A 23,773-nucleotide genomic window follows, 5' to 3' on the forward strand; every position below is an offset into this window, starting at 1 on the left:
GTAAAATGACGGCCTTGAACCCAAGCTCCGCCACATGGCGCGGCCTTGAATGCACACAGCACCACACACAGCCCGGCAGGCATGCCTTTCCCTGCCGCCGGACCAACGACAAAGAACACATGACCACCGTCCCAAAAGAAATTAACGCCGCCGCGGCAAAGAAAAATTCGGCTGAAAAGCTCACTCCCATGATGCAGCAATATTTAGGCATCAAGGAGAACCACCCGACGATGTTGGTCTTCTACCGCATGGGCGATTTCTACGAGCTGTTTTTCGAGGACGCGGAAAAAGCCTCGCGCCTGCTGGGGATTACCCTGACGGCGCGCGGCGTGGCCAGCGGCAATCCAATCAAGATGTGCGGCGTGCCGTTTCATTCGCTGGACGGCTATCTGGCCAAGCTGGTCAAGCTGGGCGAGTCGGTGGCCATTTGCGAACAGATCGGCGACCCGGCTACCAGCAAGGGCCCCGTCGAACGCAAGGTCATGCGCGTGGTCACGCCCGGCACCTTGACGGATGCGGACTTGCTGCCAGAGAAGGCTGAGCGCCCGCTGCTGGCCATGTGCAGCATCACGCAGCGCAAGACGGTGACCACGGGCCTGGCCTGGCTGTCGCTGGCCAGCGGTGCCTTGAAACTGATGGAGTTTTCCGGCGACAGCGCCACTGTGGCCGTGCGATTGCAGCAGGAACTCGAACGCATCGTGCCTGCCGAAATTCTCAGTGGCGACAATGGCAGCCTGTTCGACGACTATGCGGGCACACATATCAACCGCGTACCGGACTGGCATTTCGACGTGGTGGGCGGCCACAAGGCCCTACTCGACCAATTGGGCGTGGCGACCTTGACGGGCTTCGGCGCCGATGGCCTCGGCGCCGCGTTCAGCGCGGCCGGCGCGCTGCTGCGCTATGCGCAGTCGACGCAGGGACGCGGTCTGCAGCACGTGCGTTCGCTGACGACGGAAACGGAAAGCGAGTTCATCGGTCTGGACGCGGCCACGCGCCGCAACCTGGAACTGACGGAAACCATTCGCGGCCAGGAGTCGCCCACTTTATTTTCCCTGCTGGATCATTGCCGCACGGCCATGGGTTCGCGCATGCTGCGCCACTGGCTGCACCATGCGCGGCGCGATCAGAAGGTGGCGCGCGCGCGCCATGAAGCGATCGCCGCGCTGGCGCAAAGCGAAGCGGCCGGTCCGCTCGCAGCCACCCTGGCGCAAGTGCCCGATATCGAACGCATCACCACGCGCATCGCGCTGCTGTCGGCGCGTCCGCGCGACCTGGCCGCCCTGCGCGACGGCCTGCTGCAACTGCCGGCCCTGCGCGGCGACGTCGTGCGTTGCTATGGTCCTGGCCAGGGCGGCGAAACCGGCTTGCTGGCCGCCATCCACACGGCCTTGGCCACGCCTGTTGCCTGCCTGGACTTGCTGGTGCGCGCCGTGGCGCAGGAACCGGCCGCGATGGTGCGCGACGGCGGCGTGTTTGCCACCGGTTTCGATGCCGAATTGGACGAATTGCGCGCGCTGTCGGAAAACGCGGGCCAGTTCCTGCTTGACCTGGAAACGCGCGAACGGGCGCGCACGGGCATCGCCAATCTGCGCGTGGAATACAACAAGGTGCACGGCTTCTATATTGAAGTCACGCACGGCCAGACAGACAAGGTGCCGGACGACTACCGCCGCCGCCAGACCCTGAAAAACGCCGAACGCTATATCACGCCGGAATTGAAGGTGTTCGAAGACAAGGCCCTGTCGGCGCAAGACAAGGCCCTCGTGCGCGAAAAGATGCTGTACGACCTGCTGCTGGCCGACCTGGCGCCGCACATCGGCACCTTGCAGACGATCTCGCAGGGCCTGGCCCAGCTCGACACCCTGAACGCGCTGACGGAACATGCGCAGCAGCACAACTGGGCCGCGCCGCAACTGGTCGACGAGCCGTGCATCAACATCGTCGAAGGCCGCCACCCCGTGGTGGAAAAGCAGATCGAACGCTTCATCGCCAACGACTGTCGCTTCGTCAACGAACGCCGCTTGCTCTTGATTACCGGTCCGAACATGGGCGGTAAATCGACCTTCATGCGCCAGGTGGCATTGATCACCCTGCTGGCCTACGTGGGCAGCTACGTGCCGGCCGCGTCCGCCACCATCGGCCCCATCGACCGCATCTTCACGCGTATCGGCGCCACCGACGACCTGGCGGGCGGACGCTCGACCTTCATGGTGGAAATGACGGAATCGGCGGCGATTTTGAACGGCGCCACCGAGCACTCGCTGGTGCTGATGGATGAAGTCGGCCGCGGCACCTCGACTTTCGACGGCCTGGCGCTGGCATGGGCCATCGCGCGCCATCTGATCGACACGAGCCGCAGCTTCACGCTGTTCGCCACGCATTACTTTGAGCTGACGCAATTGCCGGACAGCCACCCGAGCGCTGCCAACGTGCATCTGTCGGCCGTCGAGCACAAGGACAGCATCGTCTTCCTGCACGCCGTGCAGCCGGGCCCTGCCTCGCAAAGCTATGGCTTGCAGGTGGCGCAACTGGCGGGCGTGCCGCAGCCCGTGATCAAGGCCGCGCGCAAGCACCTGGCGCGCCTGGAAGCGCAGGCGCTCGACGCCACGCCGCAGCGCGACCTGTTCGCCGCGCCGGCAGCCGATCCGTATGCGCAGGAGGAAGAAGAGGAAGCGGCGGCGCCGCTGGCCGCGCTGAATGCGGCGCAGCAAGCCTTGCTCGACGCCATCGCCGACCTCGATCCCGATGCGCTCACGCCGCGCGATGCGCTCGAGCAGCTGTATCAGTTGAAACGGCTGGCCGCCGCATGACCCTCCGGCGCGGCACGATACACCTGCTGGCCGCCGGCTTGCTGGCTGCCAGCCTGCCATGGCAAGCGGCGCTGGCCGCCCAGAGCGACCAGGCCGGCTTCGAGTTTGCCGTGCTGGGCCATTCCTTCAACGCCGGACCGGACGATGGCCCCCTGAAAAAAGCCATCGCCGACACCAGCGCCTTCAATGCCTCGTTCGTCGTGGCCACCGGCATCAAGGCGGCCAGCGAATCGTGCAGCGACAAGCTGTACAGCCAGCGCAAGGACTTGCTGGACGCCAGCGGCCCGCCGCTGATCGTCTCGCTGTCGGCCAGTGATTGGGCCAACTGCCGCAACTCGCGCGGCAGGGTCAATGCCATCGAACGCCTGAACCGCTTGCGCGACGTGTATTTCGCCGACGACCAGAGCCTGGGCCAGCGCAAGCTGACCCTGTCGCGGCTGTCATCGACGGCGAAGTTCCGCAGCTATGCGGAAAACGCCCACTGGGAATATGGCGGCGTGCTGTTTGCCACCATCAACCTGCCCGCGAATAACAACCATTTCCTGCCGGAAGCGGGACGCAACAGCGAATTCGAAGACCGCCTGGTCGCCAACCGTTCCTGGCTGCAGCGCCTGTTCGCCATGGCGCAGCGCAAGAAACTCGACGGCATCGTGCTGTTTTCCGATGGCGACATGGGTGTGCTCGATGAAGACGACAATTCGCTGCTGCCCAGCTTCAGCTCAAAACAGGATGGCTTTGCCGGACCGCGCAAGCAAGTCCGTACCCTGGCGAAGAAGTTCAGCGGCAAAGTGCTGCTGGTCGATACGCAGCGCGATGGCGACGCGGACGGCAAGGAAGGGAAGAGTAAAAAGGCCGCGGCCAAGGCAGGCGGGCCGAAAATCAGCTGGAAAGGCAACCTGGGCCACGTCAGCATCGACAACGACTGGTCCGCCATCGCCGTACGGCCAGGCAAGACGCCATTCTTTGAGGTGCGTCAACGTGCCGTCAGGCCATCGGCGCAAGCGCGCGCCAAAGCGTCGACTGTACGCCGCTAGCGCATCAGCAAACAGGCCGGCATGTAGCCGGCCTGGAACAAGCGATATTAGTGAATCGGATGCGAACGGAAGTGATCGCCTTCGTCACCCTCTTCTTCATCATCACCATGGTCATGGCCGTGTGCGCCATGCACGTGGCCGTGGGCGATTTCTTCGTCGGTGGCGGCGCGCACGTCAGCGACGGTCAGCGAGAAGCGCAGCGCGATGCCGGCCAGAGGATGGTTACCATCCAGCACGACTTTGTCATCGGCGATGTCGGTGACCGTGAAGATCATCGCTTCTTCGTCCGGCGAATCGCTTTCCGGCATGCCTTCGAACTGCATGCCCACTTCCAGCGGCTCAGGCAGGCGATTGCGCGGCTCGACCTTGACCAGGGCGGGATCGTATTCACCGAAAGCATCATCCGGTTCGATCTGGATCGTGTTGGAATAGCCAACTTCCTTGCCGTCGAGCTCTTCTTCGATCTTCGGCAGGGTGTTTTCATAATCACCGTGCAGGTAGACCATCGGCTGACGGCCGTCTTCGATCAGATTGTCTTGCGCGTCTGACAGTTTGTAGTTGACAGTCACGACCGTATTTTTGGCAATCTTCATTATGCTTCCTTTCATTGTATAAGCTGGCAAATTATACCTTCACGCCGCCAACGGCAGGCGCATTCCTGCATTTCCGGTTGTTATAATGGGCGCATGAAAACATTAACTCTCCTCGGCGATATCACGCCGGCGCAATTCCTGCGCGACTACTGGCATAAAAAGCCCCTGTTGATCCGTCAAGCCGTACCGGGCTTCAAGGCGCTGTTCGATTTCAAGGCCCTGGCCGAACTGGCTACCCTCGATCACGTCGAATCGCGCCTGGTCAGCCATGCGGATGGCCACTGGAACATGCAGCAAGGTCCGCTGACCAGCCTGCCTTCGCTGAAACAGAAAGAATGGACTCTGCTGGTGCAGGGCGCCAACCTGCACAGCGCCAAGGCTGACGCCCTGCTGCGCCAGTTCCGTTTCCTGCCGGACGCGCGCCTGGACGACCTGATGGTCAGCTTCGCCACCGATGGCGGCGGCGTGGGCCCGCATTTCGATTCCTATGACGTGTTCCTGCTGCAAGGCCAGGGCAAGCGCCACTGGCGCATCGGCGCGCAGAAAGACCTGAGCCTGATCGACGGCTTGCCGCTGAAAATCCTCAGCAACTTCACGCCCGACGAAGAATTCACCCTGGAACCGGGCGACATGCTGTACCTGCCGCCCCACTACGCACACGACGGCGTGGCCATCGGCGACTGCCAGACGTATTCGATAGGTTTCCGCTCGCCTTCGTTCCAGGAACTGGGCGAAGCTTTCCTGCAATTCATGGCCGATTCGATCGACTTGCCGGGCATTTACAGCGATCCGGACCTGAAAGCGTCGGGCAAGCCGGCCGAAATCCCCCGTGAAATGCTCAGCACCATCGCGGAAGAACTGAACAAGGTGCGCTTCACGGAAGAAGACGTCACCATTTTCCTCGGCGAACACCTGTCGGAACCGAAGCACAATGTGTTTTTCACGCCGCTGTCCAAGCCGCTGACGGTAGGCCGCTTCGCGGACACCGCACAGAAAAAAGGTGTCGTGTTGTCGCGCAAGACGCTGATGCTGTATCGTGGCAAGAATGTCTTCATCAATGGCGAATCGTTTGCCATTGGCAAGGCCGACAAAGCGGCCCTGGAAACCCTGGCCAACGAACGCGCCCTCGATGGCGCCGCCGTGGCCCTGGCTTCCGATGACGTGATGGATGCCTTATATACATGGTATCAGGATGGCTGGATCGAACTGGCTTGAATGGGTGCAGCGTAGCAAAGTGGTATTACAGTAAGCAAAATAACATCTTCTGCGCCAGCGCAAAGAAAGATATTATTTTTATATCGTTTTGTCGCGCTTTCGCAAAACACTTACACTTGCTTGCAATTTGCTTCGGCAAATATTGCGATATCACAAAATAGTTGCGAATTTGCCTCTTGCTCCTATTGCGACGCACCAAAAATCGCTATAATATTCGGTTAGGAAGTTTCCGTTGTCTGGCAGGCACCACCTGGTACGAAAAGCCTTCGAAGACGACCTAACGAGCGATAATTACCGGTAATTATTCATCGCAACAATGTTGATTTATTTTTTGAAATAATTAAGGAAAACAAATGAAAAAATCCCTGCTGATCGCCTCCCTGATGGTTGTTGCTCTGGCTGCTTGCAGCAAAAAAGAAGAAGCTCCTGCACCAGCACCAGTAGTTGAAACCCCAGCACCAGCACCAGCAGTTGAAGCTGCTCCAGCTGCTGCTGCTGACGCTGCTGCTTCGGCCGCTACCGACGCTGCTGCTGCTGCTTCGGCTGCCGCTTCGGCCGCTACCGACGCTGCTTCGGCTGCTTCGGCTGCTGCATCGGCTGCTAAGTAATTTAGCACCCTGCACTAGAGAAAGCCGGCCTTAGGGCCGGCTTTTTTGTTGGGTAAACACCCAACCAAACCTACTGCGCGCCGCGCTTTGCGGCCTGCGATGCTCACCGTACTAAAGTACGGCTGCGCTTCTTAGCCACAAATCACTGGCGCTCGCTACGGTTTTGTTGGGCGTCGCAAGCATCTATTGCGTACCCAAAATAAAAAGGCTGTCCCGGTTTGCACCGGGCCAGCCTTTTTTATGATGCGTGGCAGCTTTTGATCGCCGCCACTCAGTGAACCTTATTTCAACTGATCGTTCAGCAGGCCCAGGATCTTCTCTGCCACTGGCGAGGTATCTGGCTGGCCTTCGTTGCTGAGGATGCTGACCAGGCTGGTCGAGCCCGTGCCGGCCTTGACGAGGACGCGGTAGCGCTGCGCTTCCTTGTCCTTGTCGGACGACGAACCCCAGCTGAACAGTTTCGAGAAGAAACCGTCTTTCTTGACCGCGTCCGGATCGACGTAACGCACGAAATACGTGCCTTGCGTGCGGTCGCGGTCTTCCACGGTGAAGCCAACGCGGTCCAGCGCCAGGCCGACACGGCGCCAGGCGCGGTCGAAACCTTCATCGACTTCGATTGCGCGCGCCGGCGTGGCGGCGTCGCCGACCAGCTTGGCGTGCTGCGGCTGCACGATGGCGGCATCGACAGCCGTCTTCGCCTGCGCATCGTCGCTGGCCGCGCCCAGGCGCGTCATCAGCTTGGCCAGGAATTGCGCTTCCAGGCCCGGATCGTTCGGGCGAGCGGTCCAGGTGGTGGTTTCCTTGTCGCGGCCCGTGACAACCTCTTCCACGCCACGGTGGCTGACGTAGATCTCGGTCGAGCCATCGGCCAGGCGCTCCACGCGGGTACGGAACTTGTCTTTTTCACCGGTCGAGTACAGCGAATCGAAAGCCTTGCCGATGGTGCTGCGGATAAAGTCTTGCGGCACCTTGGCGCGGTTTTCATTCCACTCGGTTTCCATGATGCCAGCCGTCGGCTGGTCGACGGCAATGGTAAAGCCCGAATCTTCCCAGAACTGTTTCAGTTGCGGCCACAGCACTTCAGGCGACTGCTTGACGACCAGCCAGCGCTGGTTGCCCGCGCGCTCGACCTTCACGCCGCCTGCCGTGACCGGCACGACACCGACCACGCCGTCGGCGCCCACGACGACTGGCGTACCGGCCGTGGCGTTGCGCTGCGCGTTGTAGCCGGAAGCCGTGGCCACGCCGTTTTTCGCATCCGGCAGCGAGTAGCGGTTGTCCTGCTGCAATTGCGTCAGGTCAGGCGGCACGTCCAGAGTGCCGGCTTTCTTGACCGACTTGTAGTCGACCTTGTCGCCGCCGACTACCGAACTGATCATGCCGCAGCCCGCGAGGCTGGCTGCGATGGCGCCGATGACGATGCCGCGGACGGCGATGGTGGCAGGCGCCGATTGGTTTTTCTTGCAATTAGTCATGTCGTAACTGGATAAGAAGCTAAGTAGCAGCTGGAATCAGGGAAGGTCCGGACTGGTCAAGTCCGGGCTTGAAGTTCGGTCTTAAGACAGGATGCCGGCGTCGCGCAAGGCATCGCGCACGGTCGCATGGCAGTTTTCAGCCAGCGGCACCAGTGGCAAGCGTATGCCGGCAGGCATCAGGCCCATTTCGGCCATCGCCCATTTGACGGGCACCGGGTTGGGCTCGACAAACAGCTTCTGGTGCAGAGGGAAAACCTTGTTATTGATGGCGATTGCCGTGGCGCGCTCGCCCGCCATGGCCGCGACGCACAGTTCGTGCATGGCGCGCGGCGCGACGTTGGCCGTCACGGAGATATTGCCGTGGCCGCCGCAGAACATCAGCGCCATAGCGGTCGGATCGTCGCCCGAGTACACGGCGAAGTCCGCTGGAACCAAACGCAGCAGGTCGATGCCACGGCCGATATTGCCGGTCGCATCTTTCACGCCGACGATATTCGGGACGGCGGACAGGCGCACGATGGTCTCGTTGCTCATGTCGGCAACCGTACGGCCCGGCACGTTGTACAGGATGACGGGGATGTCGACGGCTTCGGCGATGGCCTTGAAGTGCTGGTACATGCCTTCCTGGGTAGGACGGTTGTAATACGGCACCACTTGCAAGACAGCATCGGCGCCCGCTTCTTTCGCGTAGCGCGTCAGTTTGATGGCCTCGGCCGTGGAGTTGCCTCCGGCGCCGGCGATGATAGGAATGCGTCCCTTGGCATGTTCGACGGTCAACTGGATCAGTTCGCAGTGTTCTTCCACGCTGACTGTTGCCGATTCGCCCGTTGTGCCAACGATGACGATGCCGTCCGTACCCTCGGCGATATGCCAGTCGATCAGCTTGCGCAGACCTGGAAAGTCCAGACTGCCGTCTGCGTGCATCGGGGTGACGATTGCTACAATGCTGCCCTTGATCATAGTAAGTTTATAGCGCCGATAAATAAAACAACGATTGTAGCGGATAGCCCGCGCCTGTGGTGCATTCTGACATAGTATGGCCGCTCAAAACGTCGGCAGCAGCGCCGCCAACCGTGGAAAATCCGGCCGGACGGCGCAAATTCGTTGCACCAGAGCAGCTTTTGGCTGTTCCACACGCCCATCCTCATACGCTACCACACGCAATCCCTGCTGCACCGCCCAGCTCAGCATTTCGCCTTCCTTCAGCAAAAATTTCGGATTCGACGGCTTGCCGAACTGCTCATTACCCTCGGCAAACGTTTCATACAGCAGCACGCCATCGGGTGCCAGGCTGGCAACCATGGCGTCCAGCAACGGCCGGTGCAGATAATTGGTGACGACGACGCCGGCAAAGCGGCCGGGCGCGAAAGGCCATATGGCGCCCGGCGCTTCCAGATCCACCAGCGACGTGGTGATGCCCGTGCCGGCCGCTTTTTCCAGCATTTCCGGATCATGGTCGAGCGCGATCACGGGGTGGCCCAGGCTCACCAGGTGGCGCGCATGGCGGCCTGCGCCGCAGGCCAGGTCCAGCACTTCGCCGCCCGGGATCAGCGGCGCCCAGCGGCGCAGCCAGCCGGAAATCGCTTCGGTTTCTACTGTTGGTTCAATTGCTTGCATCGGTACTTCCATCAATTATTTGCGTATATCCAGTTGCTTGTATCACGTCAACAGGGCCGTCAGGGGCGTGACCATGGTGACAAAAATGCCTATGACAAATTCAATCGCCGCCAGCAAGGCGCGGTTCAGTACGCCCGTATACATCAGCAGCACCAGGGCACCGAACACATACAGGCTGTAGCGCTCGATGCTGGCGTAAGGGCGCGCCAGTTGCATCGGCAGCAAGCCTGTCATGATGCGTCCGCCATCGAGCGGTGGCACGGGAATCAGGTTAAAGACGAACATGGCCGCATTCACGCTGACGCCGGCGCCCGCCATCTTGCGGAAAAACATGCCCATTTCCGTCGGCGGCATAACACTGAGCACGACAAAGGCGATCATCCAGCCCAGGCCCATCACGAAATTGGCGCCAGGCCCGGCAAACGCCACCCAGGCCATCTGCTTCTTCGGATTGCGCAGGCGGCTGAAATCGACGGGCACCGGCTTGGCATAGCCGAACGGTACCTGGATTGCGAAATACAGCATCAAAGGCAGCAAGATCGTGCCGAAAGGATCGATATGCCGGATGGGATTGAGGCTCAGCCGGCCCTCGTTCGAAGCCGTGGGGTCGCCGAAATAGCGGGCGACGTAGCCATGCGCCGCCTCATGCAGGGAAATGGCAAACAGCACCGGTACCAGGTACACCGCAATGGTCTGGACTATCGTATTGAAATCGCTCATGACCGCGATTCTACCAGAGGCGCCACAGCCTCTTTCTTACGTTGTCATTAAGAACAGGTGAAGACCGGCGCGGCAACAGGCGCGCGACACCCCTCTACAAGCCCAGCACGGCCGGGTCGCCGCGTCCCACGCGCACCACTTCCGCCTCCGGTCCCGTCAGGTCGATCACGGTGCTGGGGCCATGCGCGCAGACCCCGCCATCAATGATCAGGTCGACCAGTTTTTCCAGGCGTTCGCGGATGGTGTCGGCATCCGTCAGACTGTCTTCGTCGCCAGGCAAGGTCAGGGTCGCGCCCAGCAGGGGCTGGCCCAGCTCTTCCAGCAGGCATTGCACGATGCGGTGCTGCGGCACGCGCAGACCGATGGTCTTGCGCGACGGGTGGCTGAGGCGGCGCGGCACTTCCTTGGTCGCTTCCAGGATGAAGGTGTAGGCGCCCGGCGTGGCCGCCTTGAGCAGGCGGAACTGGCGGTTGTCGACGCGGGCATACACGCCCAACTCGCTCAAGTCGCGGCACAGCAAGGTGAGATGGTGCTTTTCATCGATGCCCCGGATGCGGCGCAGGCGTTCGACGGCGCCCTTGTCGTCGAGCTGGCACACGAGCGCGTAGCAAGAATCCGTGGGCAAGGCCACGACGCCGCCGGACTGGATGATCTGGGCCGCCTGCTTGATCAGGCGCAATTGCGGATTGTCAGGGTGAATCTGGAAAAATTGACTCATGTGTAAGCGTTCTGGAGAACCAGCTTGTTAAGTTAGCATTATTGTACGCCGCGCAGCGCGGCGATGCGTTGTTCGATCGGCGGATGGGTGGCGAACAGCGCGCCCCAACCGCCATTGCCGCCGCTGATGCCCAGCGCCTGCATCGATTGCGGCAGCTCGCCCGGGTGCACGCCGCCCAGGCGGGCCAGCGCGTGCATCATCGGCGTGGGGCTGCCCAGCAGCTTGGCTGAACCGGCATCGGCGCGGAATTCGCGCTGGCGCGAGAACCAGGCCACGATGATGGACGCGAGCAAGCCGAAGATCACTTCGCACACCATCACGGTAACAAAGTAACCGATGCCCCGTCCGCCGCCTTCGCGGTTGTTATTTTTCAGCAGCACATTGTCGACAAAGAAACCCACGACGCGCGCCATGAAGACGACGAAGGTATTCACCACGCCCTGGATCAGGGTGAGTGTCACCATGTCGCCATTGGCGACGTGGGCGATCTCGTGGCCCAGCACGGCTTCGACTTCATCGCGGTTCATGCTTTGCAGCAAGCCGGTCGAGACGGCCACCAGCGCCGAGTTTTTGAAGGCGCCCGTGGCGAACGCATTCGCGTCGCCCTCATAGACGGCCACCTCCGGCATGCCGATACCGGCCCGCTCGGACAGCGCACGCACGGTATTGACCAGCCACAATTCCGTTGACGACGTCGGGTTGTCGATCACGCGCGCGCCCGTGCTCCACTTGGCCATCGGTTTGCTGATCAACAGGGAAAAGATCGATCCCGTGAAGCCCACCACCAGCGAAAACACGAGCAGGCTACCCAGGTTCAAGGTACTGCCACGCGCCGGATTGCCCACGCCCAGCAAACTGAGCACGAGCGACAGCACCAGCATCACGGCCAGATTGGTTGCAATAAAAAGGACGATACGTTTCATGGGCGTTGGCTCCGGAAAACAGAATAGCTAAAAGATAAGTGTGCAGTCGCGACTTTTCAAGCCCGCGCAGGCCAGCCGCGCCCTAGAACCAGTCGTGCCAGATCGGGGTCACGTTGGCAGGTAAAGGCGGCAACTTGGCAAAATCCACGCGCGATTCGCCCGGCGCATGGAAATCCGTGCCGCGCGAAGCGAGGAAGCCGTAGGCGTTGGCCAGTTGCGCGTATTCGGGATACTGGTCCGGACTGTGGCTGCCCGTGACGACTTCGATGGCCACGCCACCGAGTTGCTTGAATTCATCGAACAGCACGCCTTGCGCCATGTCGCTGAAGCGGTAGCGGCCCGGATGGGCGATGACGGCCACGCCGCCCGCGCCGCGTATCCAGCCCACCGCTTCGGCCAGGGTGGCCCAGCGGTGCTCGACATAACCAGGCTTGCCTTCCGACAGGTATTTCTTGAACACGTCGGGGATGTTCGCGCATTTCCCCATTTCCACGATGTAGCGGGCGAAGTGCGTGCGCGACATCAGATCCGGGTTGCCGACGAATTTCAAGGCCCCTTCATAGGCATCGGGGATGCCAGCCAGATCGAGTTGGCGGGCGATTTCGCGGCCGCGCGCGTCGCGCCCAGAGCGCGTCTGGTGCAAGCCCTGCACGAGACCGGGATTGTTTTCATCGACTTGCAAGCCCACGATGTGCACGGTTTCGCCAGCCCACGTAATGGAAATTTCCACGCCGGCCACGAAACGCATGCCCAGGTCCAGCGCGGCCGTGCGCGCGGCGGCGACACCGGACACTTCATCGTGGTCCGTCAGCGCCCACACATCGACGCCGGCCTTGCGTGCGTACGCAGCCACGGCGGCGGGCGCGAGCACGCCGTCGGAGATATTCGAATGACAATGCAGGTCGACTTTAAGCATGTGAAAACAATACCCTGCACGGGCTCAGCATGGAAGAAGTTTTCATTGTACGCTGCTTGTCAAATCGCGCTGCGGCGTTCCCGTCACACATCAGGCCAAAAAGGCTTCCACCAGCCGCGCCAGTGCCGCCGGCTGGTCATGATGCAGCATGTGGCCCGCATCGCGCATCATCTCGCAGCGCACATCCTTGATGCAGGCCAAGCGCCGGTCGATCTCGATGCGTGCCTGTTCCTTGGGCCCCATCCATCGCCACATATTCGTGTCATCGGCCTCCACCCACAGCACGGGCGCCGTGATGCGGCGCCAGCACGCCATCACTTCCTCCACCTGGTACAGGATGGGATTGACCCGCTTGTGCTGCGGGTCGCCCATGATGTCCCACTCGCCCGCCTCGTTCTGCGCCGACCAGTGCTCGGCCAGAAACGCCGCGCGCTCGTCCGGCAGGCGCGGATTGGTCTTTTGCAGGCGTTCGGCCACGGCCTTTTGCGTGGGATAGCTGCGCATGGCGGGCGGCTCGCGCAATTCATCGAGCCACTTGGCGTAGCGGCCCGGCGCCTGCTCCGGTTTTGTTGCCATCATGCCGAAGCCTTCCAGGTTGATGAAGCGGCTGATGCGCTCGGGCCGCACGCCCGCGTACAGGCCGGCCACGTTGGCGCCCATGCTGTGGCCCAGCAGATTGACGGGTGCGTCCGGCGAGTAATGCAGCAGCATGGCGTCCAGGTCGGCCAGGTAGTCGGGGAACCAGTAGGTGTCCGATTGCGTGTAGTCGCTGAGGCCAAAGCCGCGCCAGTCGGGCGCGATCACGTGCCAGTCGCCGGCCAGCTCGTCGACGACGAACTGGAACGAGGCGGCCACGTCCATCCAGCCGTGTACCATGAACAGGATGGGCGCCCCTACACGGCCCCAGTGGCGCACGTGCGTGCGGGCGCCGCGGATGTTGATGAATTCGGAACGGGAAAGTTTCATGGGTTTCATCGCATGCCTGCCTTGAAAGTGGCGCGAATGGCGCCACATGCTGTGTCTGTAGATAGTGCGGACATAAAAGTACGACCGTTCGATAATTATACCGGATTGGCGGTCGGCGCTCGGACTTGCCCTGCAACAGCGTAAAATAGCGCAAAACTTCCGCGTCCGGCCGCGCCCGGCGCTTCCACCACCGCCACAGGCTAACGATGACACTCTACCAATTGGGCGCCGATGCGCCGCAGATTGATGCTTCCGCTTTTGTTGCCGACACGGCCAACGTGATCGGCAAGGTGACCCTGGAAGCGAATACGTCCGTATGGTTCGGCGCCACGATTCGCGGCGACAACGAACGCATCACCGTGGGCGCCAACAGCAATGTACAGGAAGGCGCCGTGCTGCACACGGACCCGGGCTACCCGCTCGACATCGGCCAGAACGTGACCATCGGCCACCAGGCAATGTTGCATGGCTGCACGATCGGCGATGGCGCCCTGATCGGCATCCAGGCCGTGATCCTGAATGGCGCGAAGATCGGCAAGAACTGCCTGGTCGGCGCGGGCGCGCTGGTCACGGAAGGCAAGGAATTTCCCGACAATATGCTGATCCTCGGCTCACCGGCGAAAGCCGTGCGGGCCCTGACGGCAGACGATATCACCAGGTTACAAGGCAACGCCGTGAACTATGTACAGCGCGGCCAGCTATTTAATACGCAACTCAAGAAGATTGGATAAAAGAATGACGACTGAAACCACGGGCGCCGTCAGCGCAGCCGCTACCGGCCAGGATACCCTGCAAAAATTTATTTTCGACAACGCCGCCGTGCGCGGCCAGTTCATCGACGTGTCCCACACTTGGCAGGAAGTGGTGTCGCGCCACGCCTATCCGACGGCCGTGAAAAAAGTGCTGGGCGAAATGGTGGCAGCCGCCGCCCTGCTGTCGGCCAACCTGAAATTCAACGGCTCCATCATCATGCAAATCCATGGTGACGGCCCCGTGCGCCTGATGGTGGTCGAGTGCGACTCCGACCTGCGCCTGCGCGCCACGGCCAAGCTCGACCCGGACGCCATCATCGCCGACGTGGCCACCGTGCCGCAATTGCTCAACGCCACGGGCAAGGGCCGCTTCATCATTACCCTGGACCCGGCCGACAAGGTACCGGGCCAGCAACCGTACCAGGGCATCGTGCCGCTGGACGGCGACGACATGGCGACCGTGATCGAAAACTACATGTTGCGCTCGGAACAGCTCGACACGCGTCTGTGGCTGGCCACGGACGACACCGTCTCGCGCGGCCTGCTGCTGCAAAAGCTGCCCCACCATGGCGGCAAGGCCGAAGCGACGCCCGTGTCGGAAGAAGACGCGCTCGACACGTGGAACCGCGCCGTGATGCTGGCGTCGACCCTGAAAGAAGCGGAAATCCTGTCGACGGACATCGAGACCCTGATGCAGCGTTTGTTCTGGGAAGAAACGATCCGCGTCTTCGACCCGCTGCACCCGAGCTTCCATTGCAGCTGCACGCGCGAAAAAGTGGGCAATATGCTCAAGATGCTGGGCGAAGAAGAAGTCAACAGCACCCTGGAAGAAGTGGGACAAGTGGGCGTGAACTGCGATTTCTGCGGCCAGCACTACGAGTTCGACAAGGTCGATTGCGCGCAGCTGTTCGTCACGGATGCGCCGGCAGAGGTGCTCATCCCACCCGCAGCCAGCATTAACTAATTGTAATACTCCCCGCGCCGCCTCTCAGGCGGCGCCTTTGTTTCTGCTGTCATCTTCCCGTCATCAGTTCGTCATCAGCCCGTCACGCGCCGCCGTTACGCTGCGCAGCTTGTATTACTTCCAATACTTTCCACAGGCTGATGATGACCACCCACTTGACGCTGGCCCTGCGCCGCCATTCCTTCCATGTTTTGCTGGGCGCTTGCGCCGCAGGTCTCTCCTTGCCGGCCCTGGCGCAAACGGCCGTGGCTGCCGCCGTGGCCTCGGCCACGACCGAGATGGCCGCGCCCGCCACTGCCGCCGATGATGGCGCGACTATGGCCACCGTGGAGATTTCCTCGCGCAAGACGCGCTCCTCGGTCGCCCTGAGCAAGAATGAAATCCAGAAAATCCTGCCCGGCACGAATCCACTGAAAGCCTTGCAAACCTTGCCGGGTGTCAGTTTCCAAACGGCCGACCCGTGGGGCAACAACGAACAGAACCTGTCGCTGTTCGTGCATGGCTTTTCCGGCCAGCAACTGGGCTACACCATGGATGGCGTGCCGCTGGGCGACCAGCAGTATGGCAACTATAACGGCCTGTCGCCGCAGCGCGCCGTGATCAGCGAAAACGTGCGCAGCGTCGTGCTGTCGTCGGGTGCGGGCGACCTGGCCACGGCCTCGACCAGCAACCTGGGCGGCACCATCGAAACCTATTCCAGCGACCCGCTGGTCACGCAGGGCGCCAGCGTGCAGCAAACGGTGGGCAGCCACCGCACCTCGCGCACGTTTGCCCGCTACGACACGGGCGCCTTCGGCGACGGCAGCAGCGCCTACTTTTCCATACTGCACCACGAAGCGCGGGCCTGGGACTTCGATGCGCGCCAGGGCGGCGACCAGTTCAACGCCAAATACGTCAACCGCAGCGATGCGGGCAAGCTGACCCTGTTCTTCAATTACTCGGACAAGATCGAGCCGAACGAAGACAGCACCGTGCACGTGGCCGGCGAGACGAGCGCGCCGTACACGCGCCCCTTCCTGTATCCGGACTTCAAGGCGGCTCTCAATTACCTGTCGCCGACGGGCGCCACGCCGGCCGCGGACGGCAACAATTACCGCAATTACTACAGCGATGCGCAGCGCACCGATTACCTGGCCTACGCCAAGTTCGACGCCAACCTGTCCGAAGGCATGACTTGGTCGAACCAGGTGTATTACCACAAGGATGACGGCGCGGGCGTGGTGGCCGGCCCCATCGGCGTGGCTGGCTTGCCGGGCCTGTTCAGCGTGTACTATCCGAAGCAGAACCTGAAGGAAGTCTTCGGCAACTCGGGCTACGCCGTGCGCACGACGGAATACGACATCAAGCGCGGCGGCTTCATTTCCACACTTCGCAAGGAAATCGGCAATCACCAGCTCGAAGCGGGCCTGTGGCTGGAACAGAACCGCTCGTCCGCCTACCGCCGCTGGTATGCGCTGGACGTCAACAACCCGACGTCGCCGTACGACCGCCCGAGCAATCCCTTGATCACGCAATACGGCAGCGAGATCGACAACAAGGTGGTGCAGCTGCACTTGCAGGATGAATGGCGCATCCGCCCCGATATCGCCCTGCAAGCCGGCTTCAAGTCCAGCCTGCAGTTTGCCGACGGCCAATTCCCCGTGCAGCCGGCCAAGGGCGCCATCGCCGGCGGTTCGACGGCCTTGCCGGTCGGCACCATCAACACGAAAAAATGGTTCCTGCCGCAAGTGGGCGCGCGCTGGGACTTCACGCCGCAAGACCAGCTGTATTTCAACATCCAGAAAAACATGCGCCAGTTCGTCACCTATGGCGGTGGCGGCGCCTCGCCGTGGAGCTTGTCGAGCCAGGCCGCTTTTGATTTGTTCAAGCGCGACGCCAAACCGGAAACGGCCCTCACCTATGAAGTGGGCGTGCGCGGCAGCCATCCATTGAACCTGGGCGCCATCACGTCCATCGATGGGCAAGTCAACGTCTACCACGTCGACTTCAGCAACCGTTTGCTGCAGATCAGCCCGACCCCCGTGATTTCCTCCATCATCGGCGGCAACCCCGTGCTGGCCAACGTGGGCAGCGTGCGCACGGACGGCATCGATATCGCCGGCACTGTTCACTTCGGCAACAATTTTTCGTTCTACAATGCCCTGTCGTACAACCGTTCGCAGTACGCGGATAATTACAACAATGGCGCCGCGCTGGTCTTGACTGCTGGCAAGAACGTGCCCGGCTCGCCGGAATGGCTGAACAAGTTCGTGGCTTCCGCAACGTTTGGCGATATCGAAGTGCAGCTGACGGGAGACTATGTGGGCAAGCGCTACGCGACGTACACCAACGATTTGTCCGTGCCCAGCTATTTCCTGATGGGCCTGGGCGTGTCGGGCAAGCTGCCGGCCATGGCCAGCTGGCTGAAAAACCCGCGCTGGAGAGTGAACGTCAGCAACCTGGCCAACCGCGAAGGCTCGCTGAACGTGGTCGTCGGCGCGGCCGACAAAACGTACAACACTTTCCCGATCGCCCCGCGTCAGGGCTTCCTCACCTTGACGGCGGACTTCTGATGCGTACGCCAATCTTGCCGCAACGGCATTTTTCGCGCCGCAGCTTCGTCCGGGCGGCCGCCGGCGGCCTGGCGCTGGCCGCCGCGCCCGGCTTTGCGGCCGGCCTGCTGGCCACGCCACCTGCCCGCCCGCTCGTGTTCGCCCACCGGGGCGCCAGCGCCCTGCGTCCCGAGCACACCTTGGCGTCGTACGCCAAGGCCATCCTCGACGGCGCCGACTACGTGGAGCCGGACTTGGTCGCCACGCGCGACGGCATCCTCGTGGCGCGCCACGAAAGCAACCTGATCGACACCACCGACGTGGCGCGCCGTCCCGAGTTCGCCAGCCGGCGCGGCAAGAAGATGGTCGACGGCGAATGGCACGAAGGCTGGTTCGTCGACGACTTCACCCTGGCCGAACTGAAAACCCTGCGCGCCATCGAACGGCTGCCGAAGGTACGCACCGGCAACACCCTGTACGATGGACAATTCCAGATCCCTACCTGGGAAGAAATCATCGATTTTGTTGCAGCGCAATCAGCCGCCAGCGGACGCATCATCGGCCTCGTGCCCGAGCTGAAAAGCTCGACCTACTTCCGCGATGCGGGCCTGGCGCTGGAAGACCGTTTCCTCTCAACCCTGCTGGCGCACGAATACACGCGCCGCGCACCGATCGAAATCCAGTCCTTCGAAGTGGCAAATTTGAAATACTTGCGCGAGAAACTGGGACGGCGCGCCAACGTCCGCCTGATGCAACTGGTGGTGGGCGGCGATATCCGCCCCATGGACGTGGCCAAGGCGGGCGGCAAGCTGACGTTCGGGCAGATGACGACGCCGGCCGGCCTGCGCGACATCGCCGCCTATGCGGACGTGGTGGCGCCGCCAACGCGAGCAATCATCCCACTGGGCGCCGGCCAGCGCCTGGCCAAGCCTGCCTCCATCGTCGATGATGCGCACCAGGCGGGCTTGCTGCTGCACACGTGGACCTTCCGTCCGGAAAACCGCTTCCTGGCGGCCGACTTCCGCGACGGCAACGGTGAAAACGCGCGCAACGAAGCGGGTTCCGTGGCGGAAATGCGGCGTTATATCGAGACGGGACTGGACGGCTTTTTCAGCGACGATCCGGGTTTGGGACGCATCGCCGCCGGATAAACATTTCGTAACAAATTCTTTTTCAGGGCGTGGCCGGCGGCTACGCCCTTATTATTCGCTTCCTGAATTTCTGAAATTGGAATTTGGAATTAGACATATATCGTGAACTCCATTATTGTGCAATGCAACAACAGACCATTCATGGAGGGCATATGTCCACTTTTACCAACACCTACAGCAACGACAACGACAATTACTTCAGCAACCTGGGCCGTGCCACGCGTGCCTTCCTGGGCGCCCTGCTCGCTTCCAAGCCGTACAGCGACCTGGCCCAGAAGGAAGTCATCGCCAGCAGCGTCGCCAATGAAGAGCGCTATGTGCGCCCAAGCAAGCGCGACATCGCCCTGCTGAACTCGGAAGCGGCACGTTACGAAAACCTGATGCCGAATCTGGCTTCTGAGTTGCGCTTCCTCGCCTCGCGCGGCTAACTCAATACTGAAAGGATTTTTATATGATGATTCTCGAAACCGCACTGATCGCCGTCGCCGTCGTTGTTACCGGCATCCATTTCTACCTGATCTCGACCGGCAAGGCCCGTTTCTGATCAGCAAACAGCAAGGCAGTCGTGTATAGCAGTAGAAAGTAAGAAGTATCAGGCAGTAATACAGCTGTGATATGTCAGCCTGGCAATCGGTTCAGGCTGGCAAGTGGGAAGTACTCAGTGCGGCGCGGCAGCGTCCACCGGCGTTTCCTGCAGTGGCGGGGTTTGGCCCTTGCGCACGATCTGCACGAAAATCTCATTCTGTTTGACCATGCCCAGCTCATAGCGGGCACGCTCCTCGACGGCGCCCGTACCATCTTTCAGGTCGCGCACTTCGGATTCGAGCTTGGCGTTTCGCGCCTTCAATTCCATATTCTTTTTATTCGCCACCGCCACTTGGGCTTCCATGTCGGCAACGCGCAGCCAGCCGCCTTTACCCAGCCAGAGGGGAAATTGGATCAGCAGCAGCAGGGCTGCCAGGGCGAGCGTAATCAGGCGCATGGGGTAGTCGGTTAACAAACCGGCCGGATATCTCCGGCCGGCCAGTGGGTTTTACATCAGCTTACTTCAGATTATAGAACGCATCGCGGCCAGGGTAGCTGGCGATGTCGCCCAGGTCTTCCTCGATACGCAGCAGCTGGTTGTACTTGGCCATGCGGTCCGAACGCGACATCGAGCCGGTTTTGATCTGCAGGGCGTTCGTGGCAACGGCGATATCGGCGATGGTCGAGTCTTCCGTTTCGCCCGAGCGGTGCGAAATGACGGCCGTGTAGCCGGCGCGCTTGGCCATTTCGATGGCGGCGAACGTTTCCGTCAGGGTGCCGATCTGGTTGATCTTGATCAGGATCGAGTTGGCGATGCCTTTCGAGATGCCTTCTTTCAGGATCTTGGTGTTGGTGACATACAGGTCGTCGCCGACCAGTTGCACTTTCTTGCCCAGTTCCGCCGTCAGGATCGCCCAGCCGTCCCAGTCGCCTTCGTGCATCGCGTCTTCGATCGAGATGATCGGGTACTTGTCGCACCAGGTCGCCAGCAGGTTGGTGAACTCGGTGGCCGTCAAGCTCAGGCCTTCGCCTTCCATTTCGTACTTGCCGTTCTTGTAGAACTCGGACGCGGCGCAATCGAGGCCAATGGCGATCTGCGTGCCTGGCTCGTAGCCCGCTTCTTCGATGGCCTGGATGATCAGCTTGATGGCTTCTTCATGGTTGGCCAAGGATGGCGCGAAACCGCCTTCGTCGCCGACGTTGGTGTTCAGGCCCTTCTTGTGCAGGATCTTTTTCAGCGTGTGGAACACTTCCGCGCCGTAGCGGACGGCTTCCTTGAACGACGGGGCGCCCACGGGAATGATCATGAATTCCTGGATGTCCAGGTTGTTGTCGGCGTGTGCGCCGCCGTTGATGACGTTCATCATCGGCACTGGCATCTGCATGGCGCCCGAGCCGCCGAAATAGCGGTACAGCGGCAAGCCCGCTTCTTCGGCGGCAGCCTTGGCGACGGCCATGGAGACGGCCAGGATGGCGTTGGCGCCCAGACGCGATTTGTTTTCCGTGCCGTCCAGGTCGATCAGGGTACGGTCGAGGAAAGCCTGTTCATTGGCGTCCAGGCCCATGATGGCTTCGGAGATTTCGGTATTGATGTTTTCGCATGCTTGCAGCACGCCCTTGCCGAAGTAGCGCTTGGCGTCGCCATCGCGCAATTCCACGGCTTCGCGCGAACCGGTCGAGGCACCCGACGGTACGGCCGCACGGCCCATCACGCCCGATTCCAGCAACACATCGCATTCGACGGTCGGGTTACCGCGCGAGTCCAGGATTTCGCGACCGATAATATCAACAATAGCACTCATGTCATTCTCCAAAGTTAAGCGTAACAGGGGGCTGCACACTGCGTTCTGATGCGCAATTGCACAAAGGGGGCAAAGAAACTCCCGGCGGGAACCATCAGGCCGGGAGCTGTCTTACGGGTAATACTGTCGCGATCGACCGCGTTATTCAGCAGCGGCGTTGGCTTCTTTGTGCGCCAGCGCTGCCTTGATGAACGAGGTAAACAACGGATGGCCGGTGCGTGGCGTCGACTTGAACTCGGGATGGTATTGCACGCCCATATACCATGGGTGGGCATTTTCACCCGTGCGTGGCAATTCCATGATTTCGCACAAATCTTCGCTCGGCGTACGGGCCGAAACGATCAGGCCAGCCGCTTCGACACGGGCCAGGTAGTGATTATTGGCTTCGTAGCGATGACGGTGACGCTCGGTCACCACGCTGCCGTAGATCTCGGCGGCGAGGGTGCCCGGATTGACGGCGCAGGTCTGCGCGCCCAGGCGCATGGTACCGCCCAGGTCCGAGTTTTCATCGCGCAACTCGACTTTACCATCGTGGTTTTGCCACTCATTGATCAGTGCAACGACAGGTTGATCCGTATCAAGGTCGAACTCGGTCGAATTCGCGTTCGGCATATCTGCCTTGTTGCGCGCGTATTCGATCAGGGCCACTTGCATGCCCAGGCAGATGCCCAGGTAAGGGATCTTGTTTTCACGGGCGAACTGGGCCGCCTTGATCTTGCCTTCCACGCCGCGCTTGCCGAAGCCGCCCGGTACCAGGATGGCATCGTACTTGCCCAGGCCGTCGCAGCCGGTCGTTTCGATTTCTTCCGAATCGATGTACTCGATGTTGACGCGGCTTTCCGTGTGGATGCCGGCGTGGCGCAGCGCTTCGATCAGCGACTTGTACGACTCGGTCAGCTCGACATACTTGCCGACCATGCCGACGGTCACTTCCGCCTTCGGGTGTTCCATCGTGTAGATCAGCTTGCTCCAGATCGACAGGTCGGCCGGTGCGGGATCGAGGTCCAGCGCATCGCAGATGATCTTGTCGAGGCCCTGGTCGTGCAGCATTTGCGGCACTTTGTAGATGGTGTCGACGTCCCACACGGAAATGACGGCGTCTTCCTCGATGTTCGAGAACAGCGAGATTTTCGCGCGCTCGTCTTCCGGGATGGCGCGGTCGGCGCGGCACAGCAGCGCGTTTGGCAAGATGCCGATTTCGCGCAGCTTTTGCACCGAGTGCTGGGTCGGCTTGGTCTTCAGTTCACCGGCCGAGGCGATGTAAGGCACCAGGGTCAGGTGGACGAAGGCCGTGTTCTTGCGGCCGGCGCGCAGGCTCAGCTGACGCGCCGCTTCCAGGAATGGCAACGATTCGATATCGCCGACGGTGCCGCCGATTTCGCACAGGGCCACGTCGTAGCCTTCGGCGCCACGGCGGATGTAATCCTGGATTTCATTGGTGATATGCGGAATCACCTGCACGGTCTTGCCCAGATATTCGCCCCGGCGTTCCTTGCGGATCACCGATTCATAGATCTGGCCGGTGGTGAAGTTATTCACCTTTTTCATGCGGGTGGAGATGAAGCGCTCGTAGTGACCGAGGTCGAGGTCGGTTTCGGCCCCGTCGTCGGTGACGAATACTTCACCGTGTTGCATAGGGCTCATCGTGCCAGGATCGACGTTGATATACGGGTCGAGCTTGAGCATGGTGACTTTAAGGCCGCGCGATTCGAGGATCGCGGCGAGGGAGGCGGCGGCAATCCCTTTTCCAAGGGAAGACACAACGCCACCAGTGACGAAGACAAATTTGGTCATTGCAGATGGTGCCGAACGGCACGTGCGGGAAATTGAAATTATACACTAAAGCCCGCCTGCGTCGCCTCCCGCGCGCGGAAATTTGCGCCAAATACCGACTATCCCTCCCCCTCCTGCTGTCTACGCACAACAAAATTGCAAGCTGGCAATAATTAAAATATTTCCAATTCCATACTTTGTGTGGGAGAGCGAACAGACCCTGCCGCACCCTGGCGGCACACTGGCATTTTCAACAGGAGGTCCATCATGAGCTACGAAGAACGCGACGCCTACGGCATGTATGTCAACCGCGGCCACAAAGGTCCCGGCCCGGAACTGATGGGTGCAGACACCCTGATCGGCGACCATGTGCACAACGCCAAGGATGAACATCTGGGCGAAATCAAGGAAATCATGATCGACATGCGCAGCGGCAAAATCGCCTACGCCGTCATGTCGCACGGCGGTGTGTTCACCATCGGCGAAAAGCTGTTCGCCGTGCCGTGGGAAGCGCTGCTGCTCGACACTGTCAACAAGCGCTTCACCCTCAACGTCGACAAGGAACGCATCGAGAACGCGCCCGGCTTCGACACGGATAACTGGCCGAACATGGCGGACCAAGCCTGGGCGACGTCGATCCATAGCTATTATGGAACGACACCGCGCGAGTATTAATT

22 protein-coding genes are annotated in these 23,773 nt (G+C 61.1%); 10 read left to right on the forward strand and 12 right to left on the reverse strand.

Annotation, left to right across the window (positions count from 1 at the left end; genetic code table 11):
• Positions 1–119: 119 nt before the first annotated feature.
• Together mutS and V3C40_RS20235 are read left to right on the forward strand one after the other, a co-directional pair.
• The gene (mutS, locus tag V3C40_RS20230; protein ID WP_331778364.1) at positions 120–2,813 is read left to right on the forward strand and encodes a DNA mismatch repair protein MutS; all 2,694 of its coding nucleotides are present in this window, start codon (positions 120–122) and stop codon (positions 2,811–2,813) included.
• Entirely contained in the window at positions 2,810–3,847 is a 1,038-nt protein-coding gene (locus tag V3C40_RS20235; RefSeq protein ID WP_072455243.1) for a hypothetical protein, read from the forward strand. The genes mutS and V3C40_RS20235 overlap by 4 nt, the downstream gene beginning before the upstream one ends.
• Before the next feature lie 47 nt (positions 3,848–3,894).
• On the opposite strand, the gene V3C40_RS20240 is transcribed toward V3C40_RS20235, so the two are convergent.
• Positions 3,895–4,440, reverse strand: coding sequence for an FKBP-type peptidyl-prolyl cis-trans isomerase (locus V3C40_RS20240; protein ID WP_070303515.1), 546 nt, complete (start codon positions 4,438–4,440; stop codon positions 3,895–3,897).
• A gap of 93 nt (positions 4,441–4,533) precedes the next feature.
• Between V3C40_RS20240 and V3C40_RS20245 the strand changes: the two genes are divergently transcribed.
• Both V3C40_RS20245 and V3C40_RS20250 read left to right on the forward strand, forming a co-directional pair.
• Complete coding sequence (locus V3C40_RS20245) at positions 4,534–5,655, forward strand: ribosomal protein uL16 3-hydroxylase (protein WP_331778365.1); 1,122 nt, start codon at positions 4,534–4,536, stop codon at positions 5,653–5,655.
• Positions 5,656–6,008: 353 nt separating this feature from the next.
• Positions 6,009–6,263 carry a hypothetical protein gene (locus tag V3C40_RS20250; protein ID WP_034783358.1) on the forward strand — a complete coding sequence of 85 codons (255 nt, stop codon included), beginning with the start codon at positions 6,009–6,011 and terminating at the stop codon, positions 6,261–6,263.
• A gap of 281 nt (positions 6,264–6,544) precedes the next feature.
• Here the strand turns inward: V3C40_RS20250 and bamC are convergent, their stop codons facing one another.
• From bamC to V3C40_RS20290, 8 genes are all read right to left on the reverse strand, one after another.
• Positions 6,545–7,738 (reverse strand): outer membrane protein assembly factor BamC, encoded by a 1,194-nt coding sequence (gene bamC, locus V3C40_RS20255; RefSeq protein ID WP_034750677.1) that lies wholly within the window; start codon positions 7,736–7,738, stop codon positions 6,545–6,547.
• 81 nt (positions 7,739–7,819) lie between these two features.
• Entirely contained in the window at positions 7,820–8,698 is an 879-nt protein-coding gene (gene dapA, locus V3C40_RS20260; RefSeq protein ID WP_331778366.1) for a 4-hydroxy-tetrahydrodipicolinate synthase, read from the reverse strand.
• An 84-nt stretch (positions 8,699–8,782) separates the two neighbouring features.
• Entirely contained in the window at positions 8,783–9,355 is a 573-nt protein-coding gene (locus V3C40_RS20265; RefSeq protein WP_331778367.1) for a class I SAM-dependent methyltransferase, read from the reverse strand.
• A gap of 42 nt (positions 9,356–9,397) precedes the next feature.
• Positions 9,398–10,075 carry a site-2 protease family protein gene (locus V3C40_RS20270; RefSeq protein WP_034750684.1) on the reverse strand — a complete coding sequence of 226 codons (678 nt, stop codon included), beginning with the start codon at positions 10,073–10,075 and terminating at the stop codon, positions 9,398–9,400.
• 94 nt (positions 10,076–10,169) lie between these two features.
• On the reverse strand, positions 10,170–10,793 hold the full coding sequence (locus tag V3C40_RS20275) for an L-threonylcarbamoyladenylate synthase (RefSeq protein ID WP_128142283.1): 624 nt from the start codon (positions 10,791–10,793) through the stop codon (positions 10,170–10,172).
• A 38-nt stretch (positions 10,794–10,831) separates the two neighbouring features.
• Complete coding sequence (htpX, locus tag V3C40_RS20280) at positions 10,832–11,716, reverse strand: protease HtpX (protein WP_034750690.1); 885 nt, start codon at positions 11,714–11,716, stop codon at positions 10,832–10,834.
• 82 nt (positions 11,717–11,798) lie between these two features.
• Positions 11,799–12,632 carry a 3',5'-nucleoside bisphosphate phosphatase gene (locus V3C40_RS20285; protein WP_331778368.1) on the reverse strand — a complete coding sequence of 278 codons (834 nt, stop codon included), beginning with the start codon at positions 12,630–12,632 and terminating at the stop codon, positions 11,799–11,801.
• A 90-nt stretch (positions 12,633–12,722) separates the two neighbouring features.
• A complete protein-coding gene (locus tag V3C40_RS20290) occupies positions 12,723–13,598 on the reverse strand; it encodes an alpha/beta fold hydrolase (protein ID WP_331778369.1) in 876 nt (291 codons plus the stop codon).
• 206 nt (positions 13,599–13,804) lie between these two features.
• Between V3C40_RS20290 and V3C40_RS20295 the strand changes: the two genes are divergently transcribed.
• The 5 genes from V3C40_RS20295 (at position 13,805) to V3C40_RS20315 (ending at position 19,424) form a co-directional block, all read left to right on the forward strand.
• Entirely contained in the window at positions 13,805–14,329 is a 525-nt protein-coding gene (locus V3C40_RS20295) for a gamma carbonic anhydrase family protein (RefSeq protein ID WP_131687534.1), read from the forward strand.
• Between the two features lie 4 nt (positions 14,330–14,333).
• A complete protein-coding gene (gene hslO / locus V3C40_RS20300) occupies positions 14,334–15,314 on the forward strand; it encodes an Hsp33 family molecular chaperone HslO (RefSeq protein ID WP_070303508.1) in 981 nt (326 codons plus the stop codon).
• 140 nt (positions 15,315–15,454) lie between these two features.
• Positions 15,455–17,866, forward strand: coding sequence for a TonB-dependent receptor (locus tag V3C40_RS20305; protein ID WP_331778370.1), 2,412 nt, complete (start codon positions 15,455–15,457; stop codon positions 17,864–17,866).
• The gene (locus V3C40_RS20310) at positions 17,866–18,996 is read left to right on the forward strand and encodes a glycerophosphodiester phosphodiesterase (protein WP_331778371.1); all 1,131 of its coding nucleotides are present in this window, start codon (positions 17,866–17,868) and stop codon (positions 18,994–18,996) included. The genes V3C40_RS20305 and V3C40_RS20310 overlap by 1 nt, the downstream gene beginning before the upstream one ends.
• 152 nt (positions 18,997–19,148) lie before the next feature.
• Positions 19,149–19,424 (forward strand): hypothetical protein, encoded by a 276-nt coding sequence (locus V3C40_RS20315; protein ID WP_072455257.1) that lies wholly within the window; start codon positions 19,149–19,151, stop codon positions 19,422–19,424.
• Between the two features lie 230 nt (positions 19,425–19,654).
• Here V3C40_RS20315 and ftsB read toward each other — a convergent pair whose 3' ends face one another.
• From ftsB to V3C40_RS20330, 3 genes are all read right to left on the reverse strand, one after another.
• A complete protein-coding gene (gene ftsB, locus V3C40_RS20320; RefSeq protein ID WP_070221436.1) occupies positions 19,655–19,978 on the reverse strand; it encodes a cell division protein FtsB in 324 nt (107 codons plus the stop codon).
• A 61-nt stretch (positions 19,979–20,039) separates the two neighbouring features.
• Positions 20,040–21,323, reverse strand: a complete 1,284-nt coding sequence (gene eno / locus V3C40_RS20325) for a phosphopyruvate hydratase (protein WP_034750709.1) — start codon at positions 21,321–21,323, stop codon at positions 20,040–20,042.
• 141 nt (positions 21,324–21,464) lie between these two features.
• A complete protein-coding gene (locus tag V3C40_RS20330; protein WP_319990991.1) occupies positions 21,465–23,117 on the reverse strand; it encodes a CTP synthase in 1,653 nt (550 codons plus the stop codon).
• A gap of 246 nt (positions 23,118–23,363) precedes the next feature.
• Here V3C40_RS20330 and V3C40_RS20335 point away from each other — a divergent pair, with 246 nt between their 5' ends.
• Complete coding sequence (locus V3C40_RS20335) at positions 23,364–23,771, forward strand: PRC-barrel domain-containing protein (protein WP_034750714.1); 408 nt, start codon at positions 23,364–23,366, stop codon at positions 23,769–23,771.
• Positions 23,772–23,773: the final 2 nt, after the last annotated feature.

The organism is Janthinobacterium sp. LS2A (assembly GCF_036543145.1).
GTDB lineage: Bacteria > Pseudomonadota > Gammaproteobacteria > Burkholderiales > Burkholderiaceae_D > Janthinobacterium > Janthinobacterium aestuarii.